This window comes from Thioalkalivibrio sp. AKL17, assembly GCF_000377885.1.
Classification (GTDB): Bacteria; Pseudomonadota; Gammaproteobacteria; order Ectothiorhodospirales; family Ectothiorhodospiraceae; genus Thioalkalivibrio; species Thioalkalivibrio halophilus.
Genome location: NZ_KB898765.1, coordinates 331,556 through 347,105, shown reverse-complemented (window position 1 = coordinate 347,105; position 15,550 = coordinate 331,556). Strand labels below are relative to the sequence as shown.

The 15,550-nt window shown below is 67.8% G+C and carries 14 protein-coding genes; 6 read left to right on the top strand and 8 right to left on the bottom strand.

What is annotated here, in order from left to right; genetic code table 11:
- The first annotated feature begins 61 nt into the window (after positions 1-61).
- Together D577_RS0104880 and D577_RS0104875 are read left to right on the top strand one after the other, a co-directional pair.
- Complete coding sequence (locus D577_RS0104880) at positions 62-1,510, top strand: circularly permuted type 2 ATP-grasp protein (protein ID WP_018946435.1); 1,449 nt, start codon at positions 62-64, stop codon at positions 1,508-1,510.
- A 1-nt stretch (position 1,511) separates the two neighbouring features.
- Complete coding sequence (locus tag D577_RS0104875) at positions 1,512-2,474, top strand: alpha-E domain-containing protein (RefSeq protein ID WP_018946434.1); 963 nt, start codon at positions 1,512-1,514, stop codon at positions 2,472-2,474.
- A gap of 15 nt (positions 2,475-2,489) precedes the next feature.
- On the opposite strand, the gene D577_RS0104870 is transcribed toward D577_RS0104875, so the two are convergent.
- The 3 genes from D577_RS0104870 to D577_RS0104860 form a co-directional block, all read right to left on the bottom strand.
- The gene (locus tag D577_RS0104870) at positions 2,490-3,293 is read right to left on the bottom strand and encodes a proteasome-type protease (protein ID WP_018946433.1); all 804 of its coding nucleotides are present in this window, start codon (positions 3,291-3,293) and stop codon (positions 2,490-2,492) included.
- 102 nt (positions 3,294-3,395) lie between these two features.
- Positions 3,396-3,827 (bottom strand): bacteriohemerythrin, encoded by a 432-nt coding sequence (locus D577_RS0104865; RefSeq protein ID WP_018946432.1) that lies wholly within the window; start codon positions 3,825-3,827, stop codon positions 3,396-3,398.
- Between the two features lie 83 nt (positions 3,828-3,910).
- Positions 3,911-4,357 (bottom strand): bacteriohemerythrin, encoded by a 447-nt coding sequence (locus D577_RS0104860; protein ID WP_018870045.1) that lies wholly within the window; start codon positions 4,355-4,357, stop codon positions 3,911-3,913.
- A gap of 205 nt (positions 4,358-4,562) precedes the next feature.
- Between D577_RS0104860 and D577_RS0104855 the strand changes: the two genes are divergently transcribed.
- Positions 4,563-6,098: an L-lactate permease gene (locus D577_RS0104855; RefSeq protein WP_018946431.1), complete on the top strand. Its 1,536-nt coding sequence runs from the start codon at positions 4,563-4,565 to the stop codon at positions 6,096-6,098.
- Between the two features lie 40 nt (positions 6,099-6,138).
- Here the strand turns inward: D577_RS0104855 and D577_RS0104850 are convergent, their stop codons facing one another.
- Together D577_RS0104850 and D577_RS0104845 are read right to left on the bottom strand one after the other, a co-directional pair.
- Positions 6,139-6,588, bottom strand: a complete 450-nt coding sequence (locus tag D577_RS0104850; protein ID WP_018946430.1) for a host attachment protein — start codon at positions 6,586-6,588, stop codon at positions 6,139-6,141.
- A gap of 140 nt (positions 6,589-6,728) precedes the next feature.
- On the bottom strand, positions 6,729-9,134 hold the full coding sequence (locus tag D577_RS0104845; protein ID WP_038036045.1) for an EAL domain-containing protein: 2,406 nt from the start codon (positions 9,132-9,134) through the stop codon (positions 6,729-6,731).
- A gap of 202 nt (positions 9,135-9,336) precedes the next feature.
- Between D577_RS0104845 and D577_RS0104840 the strand changes: the two genes are divergently transcribed.
- The gene (locus D577_RS0104840) at positions 9,337-10,356 is read left to right on the top strand and encodes a DUF21 domain-containing protein (RefSeq protein ID WP_018946428.1); all 1,020 of its coding nucleotides are present in this window, start codon (positions 9,337-9,339) and stop codon (positions 10,354-10,356) included.
- Positions 10,357-10,384: 28 nt separating this feature from the next.
- Here the strand turns inward: D577_RS0104840 and D577_RS0104835 are convergent, their stop codons facing one another.
- Positions 10,385-10,762, bottom strand: coding sequence for a YajD family HNH nuclease (locus D577_RS0104835; protein ID WP_018946427.1), 378 nt, complete (start codon positions 10,760-10,762; stop codon positions 10,385-10,387).
- A gap of 14 nt (positions 10,763-10,776) precedes the next feature.
- On the bottom strand, positions 10,777-12,771 hold the full coding sequence (locus tag D577_RS0104830; protein ID WP_018946426.1) for a site-specific recombinase: 1,995 nt from the start codon (positions 12,769-12,771) through the stop codon (positions 10,777-10,779).
- A 144-nt stretch (positions 12,772-12,915) separates the two neighbouring features.
- Between D577_RS0104830 and D577_RS0104825 the strand changes: the two genes are divergently transcribed.
- Both D577_RS0104825 and D577_RS0104820 read left to right on the top strand, forming a co-directional pair.
- Entirely contained in the window at positions 12,916-13,530 is a 615-nt protein-coding gene (locus tag D577_RS0104825) for a BMC domain-containing protein (RefSeq protein ID WP_018870039.1), read from the top strand.
- 5 nt (positions 13,531-13,535) lie between these two features.
- Complete coding sequence (locus D577_RS0104820) at positions 13,536-14,153, top strand: NUDIX hydrolase (protein WP_018946425.1); 618 nt, start codon at positions 13,536-13,538, stop codon at positions 14,151-14,153.
- A 74-nt stretch (positions 14,154-14,227) separates the two neighbouring features.
- Here the strand turns inward: D577_RS0104820 and D577_RS0104815 are convergent, their stop codons facing one another.
- Positions 14,228-14,857 carry a hypothetical protein gene (locus D577_RS0104815; protein ID WP_018946424.1) on the bottom strand — a complete coding sequence of 210 codons (630 nt, stop codon included), beginning with the start codon at positions 14,855-14,857 and terminating at the stop codon, positions 14,228-14,230.
- Between the last annotated feature and the right edge of the window lie 693 nt (positions 14,858-15,550).

The window sequence follows — 15,550 nt, the reverse complement described above, 5'->3', positions numbered from 1 at the left end:
CCGGTGGCGGGCGGACGTATGCTGTGGGCTGCGACGCCGCCGAGCAGAGGAGCCCCGCCGGATGCCCATCGACTGGAAGCATTACGATTCCGCCCCGTTTTTCGATGAATTGATGGAAGGCCCGGGGCAGCCACGGCCCGCGGCCCGCGCCGTGGCGGAATACCTCGCTACCCTGGACGACGACGAACTGCAGGGGCGCAAGCAGGCGGCCGACAGTGCGATCCTCGAGATGGGCATCAGCTTTACGGTGTACAGCGAGGGCGAGAACATCGACCGCGCGTGGCCGTTCGACATCATTCCCCGGGTGATCCCGCGGCGCGAATGGGAGCGGGTCGCGGCCGGGCTGGAGCAGCGGATGACCGCGCTCAATCTGCTGATCGATGACATCTACAACGAACAGCGCATCTTCCGCGACGGGGTGATCCCGCGCTACGTGCTGGAACAGTCGCGCAACTTTCGCGAGCAATGCGTCGGCATCCACCCGCCGCACGGGGTCTGGGCGCATATTTGCGGCAGCGACCTGGTGCGTGCGGGTGACGGCCAGTTTCACGTGCTGGAGGACAACCTGCGGGTACCCTCCGGGGTTTCCTACATGCTGGAGAATCGCCAGGTCACCAAGCGGGTCCTGCCCGAGCTGTTCCAGAACAGTTCGATCCTGCCGGTCGACGAATACCCGGCGCAGCTGTTCGACATGCTGGCCTCGATCTCGCCGCGCCCGCAGGACTACCCGGAGATCGCGGTGCTGACCCCGGGGATTTACAACTCCGCCTACTTCGAGCATTCCTTTCTCGCCCAGCGCATGGGGGCGGAACTGGTGGAAGGCGCCGACCTGATGGTGGGCGACGACGACTGCGTGTACATGCGCACCATCGACGGCCCCGAACGGGTGGACGTGATCTACCGCCGCATCGACGACGCTTTCCTCGACCCCGAAGCCTTCAACCCCGATTCGCTGCTGGGGGTCCCCGGCCTGATGCGCGCCTGGCGCAAGGGCAATGTCGGCCTGGCGAATGCGCCGGGGGCGGGCGTGGCGGACGACAAGGTGATGTACGCCTTCATCCCCGAGGTGATCCGTTATTACCTCGATCAGGACCCGATCATTCCCAATGTGCCGACCTGGTTGTGCTCCGACGAGGAGCATCGCAAGTACGTGCTGGAGCACCTGGACGAGCTGGTGGTGAAGCCCGCCAACGAATCGGGCGGCTACGGCATGCTGGTGGGTCCCCACGCCACCAAGAAGCAGCGCACCGAGTTCGCCAGGCTGATTCGCAAGGATCCGCGCAACTACATCGCCCAGCCCACGCTGGATCTGTCCGTGGCGCCCACGCTGTGTGGCGAAGCGATCGAGCCTCGCCATCTGGACCTGCGGCCCTTCATCCTGCAGGGGGTGCGCACCGACGTGACCGCCGGTGGCCTCACGCGGGTCGCGATGCGCAAGGGTTCGCTGGTGGTGAACTCGTCGCAGGGCGGCGGCAGCAAGGACACCTGGATCGTGGACGAGGAGGACTGAGATGCTCTCGCGAGTGGCAGAACGGGTGTACTGGATGGCGCGCTATGTCGAGCGCGCCGAGAACACCGCACGCATGGTCCGGGCCTTCAGCCTGCTGGCGCTGGACATGCCGAAATCGGCGCAGCTGTCGTGGCGGGGGCTGGTGTCGGTCACCGGCCACGACGCCGAATTCGAGGCGCATTACCAGCGCGAGGACGAGCGCAACTGCGTGAAGTTCCTGCTGGCGGATGCCGACAACCCGGGGGCGGTGCTGTCGTCGCTGCGCAAGGCGCGCGAGAACGTCCGTACCACGCGCGACCTGGTGCCCTCCGAGGCCTGGGAGGTGATGAACGAGCTGTTCCTGTTCGCGCGTGATCACATCGACCAGGGCATCACCAAGCGCGGCCGTTTCGAATTTCTGTCCGAGGTGATCGAACGCTGCCAGATGCTTACTGGCCTGTTGGCGGGCAGCATGAGCCACGATGCGGCCTACGATTTCATCCGTCTGGGACGCAATCTGGAACGCGCGGACATGACCACCCGTCAGGTCGACGTGGGCGCCCTCAGGCTGCTCAAGCGTGAAGACGACGAGACGGCCCGGCCCTACGAGGGGCTGCTGTGGACCTCCATCCTGCGTTCGGAGGGCGGGTTCCAGATGTACCGGCTGCACGTGAAGCGGCGTATCAACGGGCCGGATGTCGTGCGTTTTCTGTTGCAGGACACCGCATTCCCCCGGGCGGTGGCGCATGCCCTGACCGAGGTCCAGGCGGCGCTGGAGCGGCTGCCGCGCAACGAGATGCCGCTGCGTCTGGTCACCCAGGCGCGCCGCCACGCCCTTAACGCGGATATCGACGAGCTGATCGGCGAGGACACCCTGCATGAATTTCTGGAGACGCTGCAGCAGGACGTGGCCGAGCTGCACGGGGCCAATGTGCGGACCTGGTTCCAGTTTCCGGAAAACGCTCCCGCGCCGGATGTCGCCTGAGACGGCCCGGGCGCTTCAGGACTTCTTCTTCGCCCGGCGACTCACTCGGGTGCCGCGGTCCTTGCGTCCGTGGCGGTGTTCCCAGTCGAAGCGAGGCAGGTCGGTGAAGGCCTTCTTGACGTTCTCGTCCCAGGCATGGGTCAGTGAGCGCAGGTATTCGTCCTCGGCCTCCAGGCAGAGGTAGTGGTCCATCTCCAGGGTGTCGCGCTCGTACACCAGGACCTCGATCGGCGGCCCTACGGTGAGGTTGGAGCGCACCGTTGAATCGATGGAGACCAGCGCGCAGCGCGCCGCGTTGCCCAGCGGGGTCTCGGCCTCGATGATGCGGTCGAGGATCGGCTTGCCGTATTTGCTCTCGCCGATCTGCAGAAAGCGGGTGTGCTGCGAGGTGGTGATGTAGTTACCCTGCGGGTAGACCAGGTAGATTGCCGGGGGCTCGCCGGCGATCTGGCCACCAATGATCAGGGTGGCATCTGCCTTCATCCCCGACTTCGACAGCGCCTCGGAATGCTTCTCCTGCTCCTCGCGGTTGATTCGGCCGAGGTATTCCGCCGCCTCCGACATGTGGGCGACGGTCGCGAGGTTCGGTTCGGCGGCCCCTTCCTGGCCGGCTTCCTCCATTTCCCGCTGCAGGCGATTGACCACGGCCTGGGTGGTGGCGAGGTTGCCGGCGGCGAGGACCACGAACAGGCGCTGACCTTCGATCTCGAAGGTGTGCATCTTGGAGTAGGTGCTGACCTGGTCGACGCCGGCATTGGTGCGCGAATCGGAGGCGAACACCAGACCGTCGTCCAGATCGATGGCGACACAGTAGGTCATCGGGGCCATCCGGGCAGGGCGGAGTCCCGGGATACTAGGCGCCGCCGGCGGGTGCGTCAACGCGGGGCGGCCCGGCACCACCGGGCCGCCGGTCCCGCCTTCTCAGTCCTGCAGGACGCCGTTGGGTGCGTGGGCGTGCATCCAGTCGCGGACCATGTGCCCGTATTCATGGTCATCCTTGCGGATGTGATTCATCAGCCAGTCCCGCAGGGTCTCGCCGAGCTCGCTGGCTACGTCGTGGCCGTCGGCGAAATCCTGCTGATACTGACGGATCCGCTGGCTGAAAGCCTCGTGCGACTTACGATGCTGCTCCAGGTCGGGGTATTCCACGATCTCCAGCATCTCCTCCTCGAAGGCGAAGTGGGTCAGGGTGTAATCCACCACCTGATCGAGCACTTCGTGAACCTGCTCACGTGTCGCCTGGCCCTCGACGGCTTCGCACAGGCGGTTGATGTATTCGACGATGCGCTTGTGCTGGTTGTCGATGACCGGGATCCCCGTATCCAGATCGTCCGACCAGTGAACGTACGGCATGGCTCCATCTCCTGTGGTTTTATCGGTATCCCGTGCCCTCAGCGCGGCGGCCCTCCTCCGCCACACGGGAGAAACCGGGGCGTTCAGCGGCCGAAGAGCTTGCTGAACAGTCCCCGGTTGTGGGCCGTGTCGGCCCCGGTGTGCTGGCGCACGAGCTCGGCGTAATCGGCGTCGTCGTGCTTGATGTGATTGACCAGCCAGGTCTTGAGGACGGTGTGCAGTTCGCGGGCGATGTCCTCGCCGTTCTCGAACTGTTCCTTGAAGGTTTCCACCCGCCGGATGAACAGGCCGTGCACCCGCTGGTGAGCGCGCAGGAACGGGTAGCCGGCCTCCTCCATCATTTCTTCTTCGAAGGTGAAGTGCGACTGGGTGTAGTCGATTAACTGGTTGATGACGTCACCCACCTCGTCGCGATCGCTGTTCTCGATCGCGTGGTGGAGCTCGTTGATGTAGTCAACGATGCGCTTGTGCTGGTTGTCGATGACCTCGATCCCGGTGTCGAGATCGCTGGTCCATTCCATGTGTGCCATTCGTTGCTCCGGGCCACGGATTTGAGAGTGAGAATGTCGTGATGCAAGGATACGGGATGCGGACACCGTTGACAGTGATTCGGCTCATAATCATCGGGTGTTCGGGGTGTTCGGGGTGTTCGGGGTGTCGGGCGGCCGGGTCTGCGCGGCTACGCCGGATCCGTGTACCCTCGGGGCTTTGCGCAGGCCGTCCGCGGGAGAGGACATGACGCTGTTCTGGGTAACGCTGGTTCCGTTCGCACTGCTGTTCGTGCTCCTGGTGTTCCTGCGCCGCCCGGCGTACGAGGCGGCGCCGCTGGCCTGGCTGGCCACGCTGCTGATCGGGCTGTTCGTCTGGCAGTTGCCGGGAATGGTGGTGGCGACCAGTCTGGCCAACGCCGGGGTCGTGTTCCTGGAGGTGATGCTGATCATCACCGTCGCCCTGCTGATGCTGAACGTGCTGATCCGGACCGGGCATCTGGATGCCATCCAGTGTGCCATCGCGCGGGTCTCGGACGATCGCCGGGTGCTGGCCATGCTGCTGGGCTGGGGCCTGGTCGGCTTTGTCGAGGGGATCGCCGGTTTCGGGACCCCGGCGGTGCTGGCCGCGCCGCTGCTGGTGTATTTCGGCCTGCCCCCGTTGAAGGCGGTGGCCATCGCCCTGATCGGCAATTCCACCGCGGTGCCGTTCGGGGCCGCGGGGACCCCGGTGGTGATCGGCTTTTCCGGGCTGGGGCTGAGCGAGGACACCATCGGGCAGGCGGTGTTCCAGACGGCGGCGATCCACGGGACCCTGGGGGTGTTCATCACGGTGTTCATTGCCTGGGTCGCGACCCTCGGCGAGGAGAAGGGCCGTTTTCGCGAGTTCATCCCGTTCGCGGTGTTCTCCGGTCTGGCCTTCGGGCTGCCGTATTTCCTGGTGGCCTGGCTGGTGGGGCCGGAACTGCCGGCGATCATCGGCGGGGTGACTGCCATGGCCCTGATTGCCTGGGCGGCGCACCGCGGCTGGCTGCTGCCGGTGCGCGGGGGGCGCGAGGCGGCCGAGCCGGTGGATAAGCGCGGGGTGCTGCGTGGCCTGGTTCCGTTTTTCGTGATGGCCGTGGCCCTGATCCTGTCGCGTACGGTGGGCCCCCTGCGCGAATGGCTGGCGGGAGTGGAGATCGGGTTTGCCGGGCTCCCGGGCGTCAGCCCGGATCAGACCCTGCAGCCGCTGTTTACCCCGTATTTCTATTTCCTGCTGGCCCTGATCACCGCGATGTTCCTGTTCCGCGTGGATCGCGCGACCCTGGGCGGGGCGGCCGTGGCGACCTGGCAGCGGGTACGTATCGCCGCGATCGTTCTGGTGTTCATCATCAGCCTGACCCAGCTGCTGCTGATCTCCGCGGACAACGGTGCCGGGCTGCCGTCCATGCCGCAGGTTCTGGGGCAGGGGCTGGCGGAACTGCTGGGCGGGGGCTTTGTGCTGTTCAGTGCCTTCGTCGGTGCCCTGGGCTCGTTCATGACCGGCAGTGCCACGGTCTCCAACCTGCTGTTCACCGGGCTGCAGGTGGATACCGCGGAGGCCCTCGCGCTGGCGCTCCCGTCGATCCTTGCCCTGCAGCTGATCGGTGCCGGCGTGGGCAACATGATTTCCCTGCAGAACATCGCCATGGCCGCCGGGGCGGCGGGGCTGGAGGCGCGCGAGGGTCAGGTGATCCGCGAGACGATCATCCCCGTGCTGGTGGTGTGTACCAGTGCCGGGCTGCTGATGCTGGTGTGGTGAGCCGCCCCCGGGACGGGGGCGGCGGGGTGCGTGGACCGGTTCAGTACAGGAAGTCCGGGAGATGCTTGCGCAGGTCGGCGGGCTTCTCGACCTTGGTGACGTTCTTGGCCACCTCCGCGGTCACGGTCTGCGCCACCTGCCGGTCCAGGAGTTCGCGCAGGGCGCCCAGGAAGGAGGGCGCGGCCACGATCACCAGATGCTGAAAACTGCCCGCGTGGTGAGCCTCGCGCAGGCGCTCGGCGAGCTGACGGGCGAAACGGTCGCGCTCCTGGGCTCCGGGATCGGTAGTGTCCTGCATCGCATGGCGGCCATCTCCGCTCGCGCTGCTCCAGCTGCGTCCGGGGCGGTCGGAGACCAGGTCCTGATTGTGGGCCCGGGATTCGCTGTGACTGAGGGCCTCGACATCCTGCATGTTGCTGCAGGCCCGGCCTTCACAACTCAGGATGCGCGCGCGGGCGGCATCGGCAACCACGATCCAGACGTTGTTCATGCATTTCCTCCCGTAGATTGACGTGGCGGGTGCCAGCGGCGGCCCGGGGCGCATCCCGGGCCCGCGGGTCGGCCCCACTCAGGAGTGTAGATGCCGGCACGGTCCTTCGGGTGGTGAGTTCGCCGCGTGTGTGATCCGGATCACTCGACCGAGGCCGGGGCCTGCGTCGGCGTACAGGCGGCCAGAGGGGCGGGCATGGCCAGGCCGTAGCCCTGGCCGTAGGGGATGCCCAGGGCGCGCAGGTGGTTGCCGATATGTTCGTTCTCGACATGTTCGGCGATGGTGGTCAGGCCGACGATGCCGCTGATGTCATGGATGGCGCGTACCATGGCGAGGTCGATGGGGTCGTGCTCGATGTCCTTGACGAAGCTGCCGTCCACCTTGAGAAAGTCCACCGGCAGGTTCTTCAGGTAGGCGAAGGAGGACAGGCCGCTGCCGAAATCGTCCAGCGCGAACAGGCAGCCTTCGCCACGCAGCTCCTGCATGAACCGGGCGGTGCGGGTCAGGTTGCCGACGGCGGCGGTTTCGGTGATCTCGAAGCACAGGCGGTGGCCGGGAATGCCGGCCGAGCGTACCCGTTCCAGCAGGAACTCGGGGAAGGCCTCGCTGTTGAGGGCGGTGCCGGAGATGTTGATCCCGATGACCGGCAGTTCGGCCCCGCGGGCCTGGCAGTCCTGCATCCATTCCAGTGCGGTTTCCACCACCCAGCGATCCAGCTGGCACATCAGATCGTATCGCTCGGCCGCCGGGATGAAGGTCCCCGGGGGAACCGGGTTGCCGTGTTCGTCGCGCAGCCGGAGCAGGAGCTCCTGGTAGGCGGGTGGTCCGTCGCCCAGTGCGAGCACCGGCTGAGCCCAGAGTTCGAATTCCCCGCGTTCGATCGCCTGGGGGATGCGGCTGACCCAGTGCATCTCGCCTGCGCGATCGGCCAGATCGACATCCTGCGGGGTGTAGACGCGGACCTGATTGCGTCCCGAATCCTTGGCCGCGTAGCAGGCGGTGTCGGCGTGGCGCAGCAGCTGCTGGGTGGACTCCGATTCGCCGTCCACCGGCACGACGCCCAGGCTGGCCGACAGGGCAAAGACGTTGTCTTCCCAGAAGAAGCGCATGCCGGCGATCTCGCTGGCGATGCCCACGGCCATCTGGCTGCCCTGCTCGATGTCGCAGTCCTGCATCAGGATGCCGAATTCGTCGCCGCCCAGACGCGCGAGGTGGTCCTGCGGCCGCATGATGCTGCGCAGCATGCCCGCGATCTGGCGCAGCATCTCGTCGCCGGCCTGGTGGCCGCGGGTGTCGTTGATCAGCTTGAACTGGTCGAGATCGAGATAGCACAGCACATGCGGGCGTCCGTCGCGGCGGGCGCCGTGCAGGGCATCCTCGATCAGCCGCTCGAAACGTCGCCGGTTGATCAGGCCGGTCAGGTCGTCGTGCGAACTGTAGTAGGCCATGTGCTGCAGGGCGTCGCGGACTTCGGACACGTCGCGCAGGACGATGACGTGCCCGCGTGCAGTGCCGTCGGTGTCCTGCACCGGGGTGACGGTCAGCTGGACCGGCAGGCGGGTCCCGTCGGAGCGCCGGAGGACCTGCTCGTCGGCGCCGGCGCCGCGCTCGCTGGCCGGGGGGCCGGCCCCGGGGGGCAGCGGGTCCAGGGGGCGGCCAGTGTTTTCGTCTTCCAGCTGCAGCACCCGTTCGAGCGGCTGTTCGGTCAGTTCTTCGACCGGCTGGTGCAGCAGTCGGGCGGCCATCGGATTGGCGTAGTCGATCCGACCGGTGGTGTCCACGGTCAGCACGCCGTCGCCAATGGAGGCCAGGGTGGTCTGCGCGCGGCGCTGTTCACGCGCGTGGCGGGCACGCTGCTCTTCGATGATCGCCTGCTGATGCCGGCGTTCCAGGCGCATGCCCAGCCATTCGGCACACAGCCCGAGGAAGCCGCGGACCACCGGGTCGGGCGGGCGGCGGGTGCGGTGGCCGCGGCGACAGGCGGCCAGGACCACGGGCTCCGGGGGATCGATCGGCACCCGCACGAGGTCCACCCGTCCGGCCGCCGGCAGCTCCAGTTCCTGTCCGGGGACGCTCCGGGGAACCGGTTCTTCGACGCCGCGCGTGCACAGCGCGGTGGCCCGCTCCTCGATCAGACAGGCCGGGCGCTGCGGATCGCGCGCCCAGTGGGCCAGACGCTCGATGCCCGTGTCGCCTTGCCGGAACAGCGCGATCTCGTCACTGTCCAGCTCGCCGGCTGCGGCCTCCAGAAGACGGTGGAAGGCGCGGGCGTCGTCCTCCGCTTCCGGCTCGCGGGTCCCGGCCGTCACCGCCGCGAAGGCACGCAGCACGTGGGTGTGCGACGCGAGTACGCGGATGCGCGCGAGCATGATGCCGAACAGCAGCCCGACCGCCGACGGGATAACGAACAGCTGCGGCGGGAAGCCTTCGACCGCGTAGACGAAGCGCACCTGGACCACCGCCAGCACGGCGACGATCGCCACGGCCAGCGCCGTATAGCGCAGATAGATCGGCCAGGTGTCCCGCCAATCCGGATGCTTTTGCATGTTTTCCCCCTTCAGGAAACGCACACATGGATCAGCGTTTCCTTAACGGACCGCGTGGCTTTTTTGTGCTCTGGCGGCCCCTCCTTTGATCGCCGCATACGCTACACCGCCGGGCGCGGCGGGTACAGTCCGGCGGGCGCCGGATCGCAGGGCCGTCCGGGTGTGGGATACTGGCGGTATCAAGCGACCGCCGGGGGCGAGGATGACGACCGCGCTGACCTGGATCGGCGTGCTGCTGTGCCTGTCGCAGTCGGCGATCCTTTCGGGACTCAACCTGGGGCTGTTCGCCCGCAGCAAGCTGGAGCTCAAGGTGGAGGCCAGCAAGGGGGATGCCCGGGCGCAGCGGGTGCTGCATCTGCGCGAGGATTCCAATTTCGCGCTGGTGACCATCCTGTGGGGCAACGTGGGCGTCAACGTGCTGCTGGCGCTGCTCTCCGGCTCGGTGATGGGCGGCGTGGCGGCGTTCCTGTTCTCCACGGTGGTGATCACCATCTTCGCCGAGATCATCCCGCAGTCGTACTTTTCCCGCCACGCCCTGCGCGTGGCCTCGGTGCTGTACCCGGTACTGCGTTTCTATCAGTTCCTGATGTATCCGGTCGCGCGGCCCACCGCGTGGGTGCTGGACCGCTGGCTGGGCGGGGAGGAGATCCGCTATTTCCCGGAACGCGACCTGCACCAGGTGCTGGATCTGCACATGCGTTCGGGCGAGAGCGAGATCGCGCGGGTGGAAGGGCGCGGGGCGCGGAACTTTCTCGAGCTGGATGACATCGCCGTGCGCCACGAGGGCGAGCCGGTGGATCCGGCCAGCATCCTGACTCTGGAGTTCGACGGGGACCGGCCGCGGTTTCCGCACATCGAACCGCGGGTGGACGACCCGTTCCTGCGCAGCATCAACCGGGCGGCCTGCTCCTGGGTCATCCTCACCGACTCGACCGGCGAGCCACGCCGGGTGCTGCGCGCTGCGGATTTCACCCGCGAGGCCCTGTTCGCGCCCGAGAGATTCGATCCGCTGCACCATTGCCTGCATCCGGTGGTGGTGCGCGACGGCAACCGGCGGCTGGGCGGATTGATCCCGCATTTCCGCGTGCGTCCGGCGCACGAGGGGGACACCGTGCTGGGCGAGGACGTGATCCTGCTGTGGGGAGAGCACCGGCGCATCCTCAGTGGCAGCGATATCCTCGGCCGGCTGCTGCGGGGCGTGGCGCGCGCTACGCCGGAGTGATCGCCCGGGAGGCGCGGGGCGGCCCGGTTCAGTCCTTGCCCGGGTCCTTCAGACGTTCGGCGAGGTCGGCGAAGGGGTTCCAGGTGGCGCCCCCGGACGCCGCAGCGCCGGTCCCCCCGGCGGACGGCCCCGCCGCGCGCGCCTCGCCATGGCGCTGGTGTTCGTTGTCGTGGCAGTACAGGCACAGCAGTTCCCAGTTGCTGCCATCCGGCGGGTTGTTATCGTGGTTGTGGTCGCGGTGGTGGACCGTGAGTTCGTGCACGTTGGCGCGGGTGAACTCGCGGCCGCAGCGTCCGCAGACCCAGGGGTACATGCCCAGGGCGCGCTCGCGGTAGCCGCGCTCGCGCTCCTGACGCTCGCGCTGGGTGCGCGCGACCAGTTCGTCCAGGCGCTTCGAATCGCTCATGCCCCGAGGATAGCTCAGTCGCGCGAGCGCGGGGGTGGTAGCAGGAATTCCGCCGGGTGGCGCCGCAGGTGGCGGCCGTAAGCGCGCAGCAGCCGCGCCGGGGAGCCGATGCGCACGCCGCGGGCGCGCAGCGCCACGTACAGTGCCAGGCCGAAGCTCACCCACAGGTTGATCGCGCCGATCAGCAGCACGAACGCCAGGAACAGCCCGAACGTGGTCAGGGCGAGTCCCTCGGTCACCGTGACGTAGCCCAGATTGGCCGACGCGAACGCCACGTGCTGGATATCCAGCGGCAGCCCGGTGAGATAACCGACATAGCCGGTCGCCCCCAGCAGGGCCCCGAACACCATGTTGCCGAGCACGGCGCCATAGTGGTAGCCGACCCAGTTCGCCAGGCCGTGGCGCGCCCGCTGCGGCAGCAGGCGCCGCAGCAGCGGGTGTTCGCGCAGGCGCCCGGGCAGGTCGAGATAGGCGCAGCGGTTGTCCAGCCAGCCGGCCACCAGCCCGGAGACGAACAGCCACACCCCGGCGATGGCCGCGAACAGCAGGGCCAGCCCGGCGACCGGGCGCAGACCGTCCAGCAGATAGCCGGCCTTCGTGCTGTCCAGCACCGGCTGTTCGAAGACCGACAGCGCGAACAGGCCGATGAACAGGGCCATCGGCAGCGCCACGCCCACGTTGCCGAGGATGGCGGCGAACTGCGAACGTCCCACCCGGACCAGCAGATCGGCCAGTTTCGACGGGTCGGCGGTGCCGCGTTCGGTCTGTTCAATGGCCGCGGCCATGCGCGCCGCGGTCATCGCGGGCTGTTTGGTGGCCACCGTGAGGTGCAGCATGTGGATCAGTACGAAGCCCAGGCCGTAGTTGAGGCTGGACCAGAATGCGTACCAGCCTTCCGACAGTCCGAGGTGGCCGATCTGGATCTTGATCAGGGCCATCAACGCGATGATGACCCCGGCTCCGGCGCCGGACCCGAGCATGCCGAAGTATTCCTGGCGTCCCCGGGTGATGTATTTCTCCCCGGTGTCGGAGACGTGCTGGGTCACGCTGCGCGAGACCTGGCGGATGTTGTCCTGCCAAAGGGCGCGCACGCCGTGGCGCCGGGCGCTGGTGGTCACCAGCTCGCGGAACAGGCCGACGCCGCTGGCCCGGGTGGTCGCGGCGTCTTCGGGCTCGAGCAGATCCAGCAGCTTGTGGATGCGCGCCAGCGTCTGGTTCAGCCGCTCCAGCAGGTGCGTCAGCGACAGGCTGTTGCCACGGCTGTGCGACAGCGTGCGCAGCTTCTCGATCTGCTCGGCGCACTGCTCCAGCAGGACCCGCGCATGGCGGTCGTCACGGCGCTCGCGGGTCGGGTCCTGCAGCCAGGCGCGGTACTCGCGCACGTAGGCCGCGATCTCGCGTTCCTGCGCCACGAAGGCCGAATTGCGCTCGGCGATCGACGGATCCAGACGCAGGAGTTCGGGTTCCAGCTCCTCCGCCGCGATCCAGATCGAGAGCATCTCCAGGGCGTAGAGGATCTCCTCGCGGGCCCGTTCCAGGACCCCGGGGTGCTCGCCGGAAAGACAGCCGAGCGCGCTCAGCAGGCGCAGCCAGGCATCGTCCGGCAGGCGTGCCACCCAGACCGCGTCGTCCGGATCGTGGAACACGTGATAGAGCACGTCGCGCAGGTCGGTGCGATCCATCGGCGACGGGTTGATGCGCTCGTACAGCAGTTCCGCGGCCTCGCGGAAGAAGCCGCGGCGCGAAAACAGTCCGATCCCGGTGTACAGCGTCAGGTGGCGGGCGTCTTCCAGCCCGGCTTCCAGGCGTTCACGCAGGCGTTCGCGCAGCGCAGGCTGGTCCTGCAGGGCCAGTACCAGGGATTCCAGGCGCGCGATCACCGGAGCCACATTGCGCGGGTCGTCCGGGCGCAGCCATTCGACCAGGCGCCGGAGGATCTCCGCCAGGTCGATGTCGGGGTCGTTTTCGAGAGCGGTCAGCAGGTCTGCGGGGTCATCGGCTTGCGACATGGTATTCGGGCTGGGTTCCGGATGATGGCGCGAAGCTTATCATTCGTTCTCGGTGACCGCGTGCCCGCGGATTTGATCGGCGTCGCCCCGCAGTCCAGAATACGCCCCCTGCGGCCGGCCCCGGCGACCTTCCCGACGAAATCGATGATCAAGCTCCGTACCTACGTCTACATGGACTCCCTGCAGCCGCAGCTGGCGGCCTACATGGCGACCGTCTCGCAGGGATTCCCGCCGGTGCCGGGAGACTCCTGCCTGTGGGTGGAGGTCTCGCCGGGCATGGCCGTGCACCGCCTGACCGACATCGCGCTCAAGTCCACCCGCGTGCACCTGTCGCAACAGGTGGTGGAACGCGAATACGGCTCCATGGTGGTGCACCAGCGCGACGACTCCGACGTGCAGGAGGCCGGGCGCGTGCTGCTCTCGCGCATGGGGGCCGAGGTCTCCGACCGCCAGCAGTGCAACATCCCGTGGCAGGAGATCATCCGCGGGATGTCGCCCGACCACACGGTGCTGATCAACCGCCAGAACCGTCGCGGTTCGATGATCCTGCCGGAACAGAGCATGTTCATCCTCGAGGCCGAGCCGGCGGGCTATATTATCTATGCGGCGAACCAGGCCCTGAAGGCGGCGCACGTGACCCTGATCGACGTTAGTGCCGTGGGGGCCTTCGGCCGTCTGATCCTGGCCGGCAGCGAGGCCGACATCGACGAAGCCGCGCGCGCCGCCAGCGCCGCCCTGGAACGCCCTGCGGGAACCTGAGCGCCATGCATCGCGAACAGCTGCTGCATCTGCTGCAACGTCACCAGGCCCCGTTCATCGAGGAGGCGGGCTTTCGCCGCCGCGCGCTGGATTTCGTCCGTCGGCACCCCGACTGCTTCAACTGCGATCTGCTGCCGGCGCATGTCACCGGCTCCGCCTGGGTTCTCAGCCCCGACCGCGAGCGGGCGCTGATGTTGCTGCACGGCAAGCACAACCGCTGGTTCCAGCCCGGCGGCCATGCGGACGGTCAGGCCGACATCCTCCAGGTGGCCCTGCGCGAGGTGCACGAGGAGACCGGGCTGGCGCGCGAGCACATCCGTCTGGTCACCGAAGACGTATTCGACCTGGATATCCACACCATCCCCGCCAGCCCCGAGTTCCCGCAGCACGATCACATCGACGTGCGCTTTCTGGTGGAGATCGACGACCGCCTGGAGATCCCCGGCAGCCACGAATCGCACGCCGTGCTGTGGGTCCCGCTGCAGCATGTCTCGCGCTACAACAACAATCGTTCCTGCTGGCGCATGGTGGAAAAGAGCCGCCGACTGCGCACCGCCGAGCATGTCGACGACCCGGTGCCGGCCCACCGGGTACCGGGTCCGGGCACCCGCCCGGGGTACTGATTCGCGGTCAGGGTTGCCCCGATGCCTGTGGGAGCCTGCTTGCAGGTGAACAGGGCCGGGCCGGCGCCGCATGATCAGAACCGCCGGGCACCATGCCCGGGCAGGGGCACCGCCTCCACGTGCACGCGCACGTTGCGCAGCTCCAGCGGCCCGTCGGAATCCACCCGGCGGGTCTCGCCCCGGCGCCAGCCGGAGCGCCACGGCAGGCGGGCCGCGCCGTACTCGTTGCGGCCACGGGACGGCAGATCCAGCAGCAGCAGACCTTCGCGGTAGGCGACTTTCATCTCCCCCGAACGTCGTTCGCCGTGGACCTCCACCGTGCGTGTCTCGCCATCCGCCAGGGTGAAGGCCAGCGGGGCATAGCGCCGTTCGCGGCCGCCGATGCGCATCCGCCCGCGCTCCAGGCTTACGCGGATCAGGTCACCGAAGTGCCCCTCCTCGCCGCGGTGGATGCGGTCGATGCGCGCCTGGCGTTCCGCCCGCTCGCGCGCCTCGATCTTCTGCTGCTCGCGCCGGGTCTGCTCGCGCTCCTTCTGCACCGACTCCCAGGCGCGCATCGCCTCCTGGCGCTCGGATTCGCTCATCTGCTCCCAGTGCTCCTCCGGCACGCCGTAGATACGCGGGGCACAGGCGGCCAGCATCAGCGCCAGGCTCAGCACGGCGGACATCAGGATGAGACGGGCAACGGATCGGGTCATGGTCATGGCGGCAATCCCTGTCGGATGGAACACGATGGCCGCCGGGGCGGCTCGGTCAGTCTATCCTGCCGGGGCTGCCTGAGTGGCGGCTGAACGGCCATGCCCGTGCTTGACCGCTGCCGCGGGGTCTTGAGCTGGCGCTGCGGAGTCCGGGGCTTTCGGCTGCCGCCGGGGGGTGCGCTCTCTCGCGAGCGCGCCGCGAGGTCCTTTCTTGCTTGCCCAAGAAAGGACCCAAAGAAGGGCACCCGGAGCTCGCCCGGGAACCTTGCTCCGGGCACCTCGCGCCGGCGGCGCCGAACTCGCGAAGCTGCGCTTCGCTCAGACATCCGGCGCCTTGTTTCCGGCGCGAGGCACCCTCCGCAAGGGGCTCGCAACGGGAGGGGGTAAACCGGAGGCGTTCCGGCCATTGGTGCCCGGGTCCCGGCCCGCTTCATCGCGGGGCGCTCGAATCGTGCGTTTCCTGGTTCCTGATGCAAGGGCGGCCCGGTGCACCAACGGGTTCAAGCTTTGGTACGGGCCCTTCGCAGAGCTCATTTCCGTCCATCCTTGCAAAGGAATCGCCTGCGGGCAGGGGCCGGACCCACCCCCAAGCCCTGATGGAAGAAGGTCATGCGGCTCGGCAGGGCATGCCCATGGCCCTACCCGGGCACCCTCCCGGTGCCGGGTGTGCAAAGGTGGCTGTGGGAGGCGAGCCCTCTC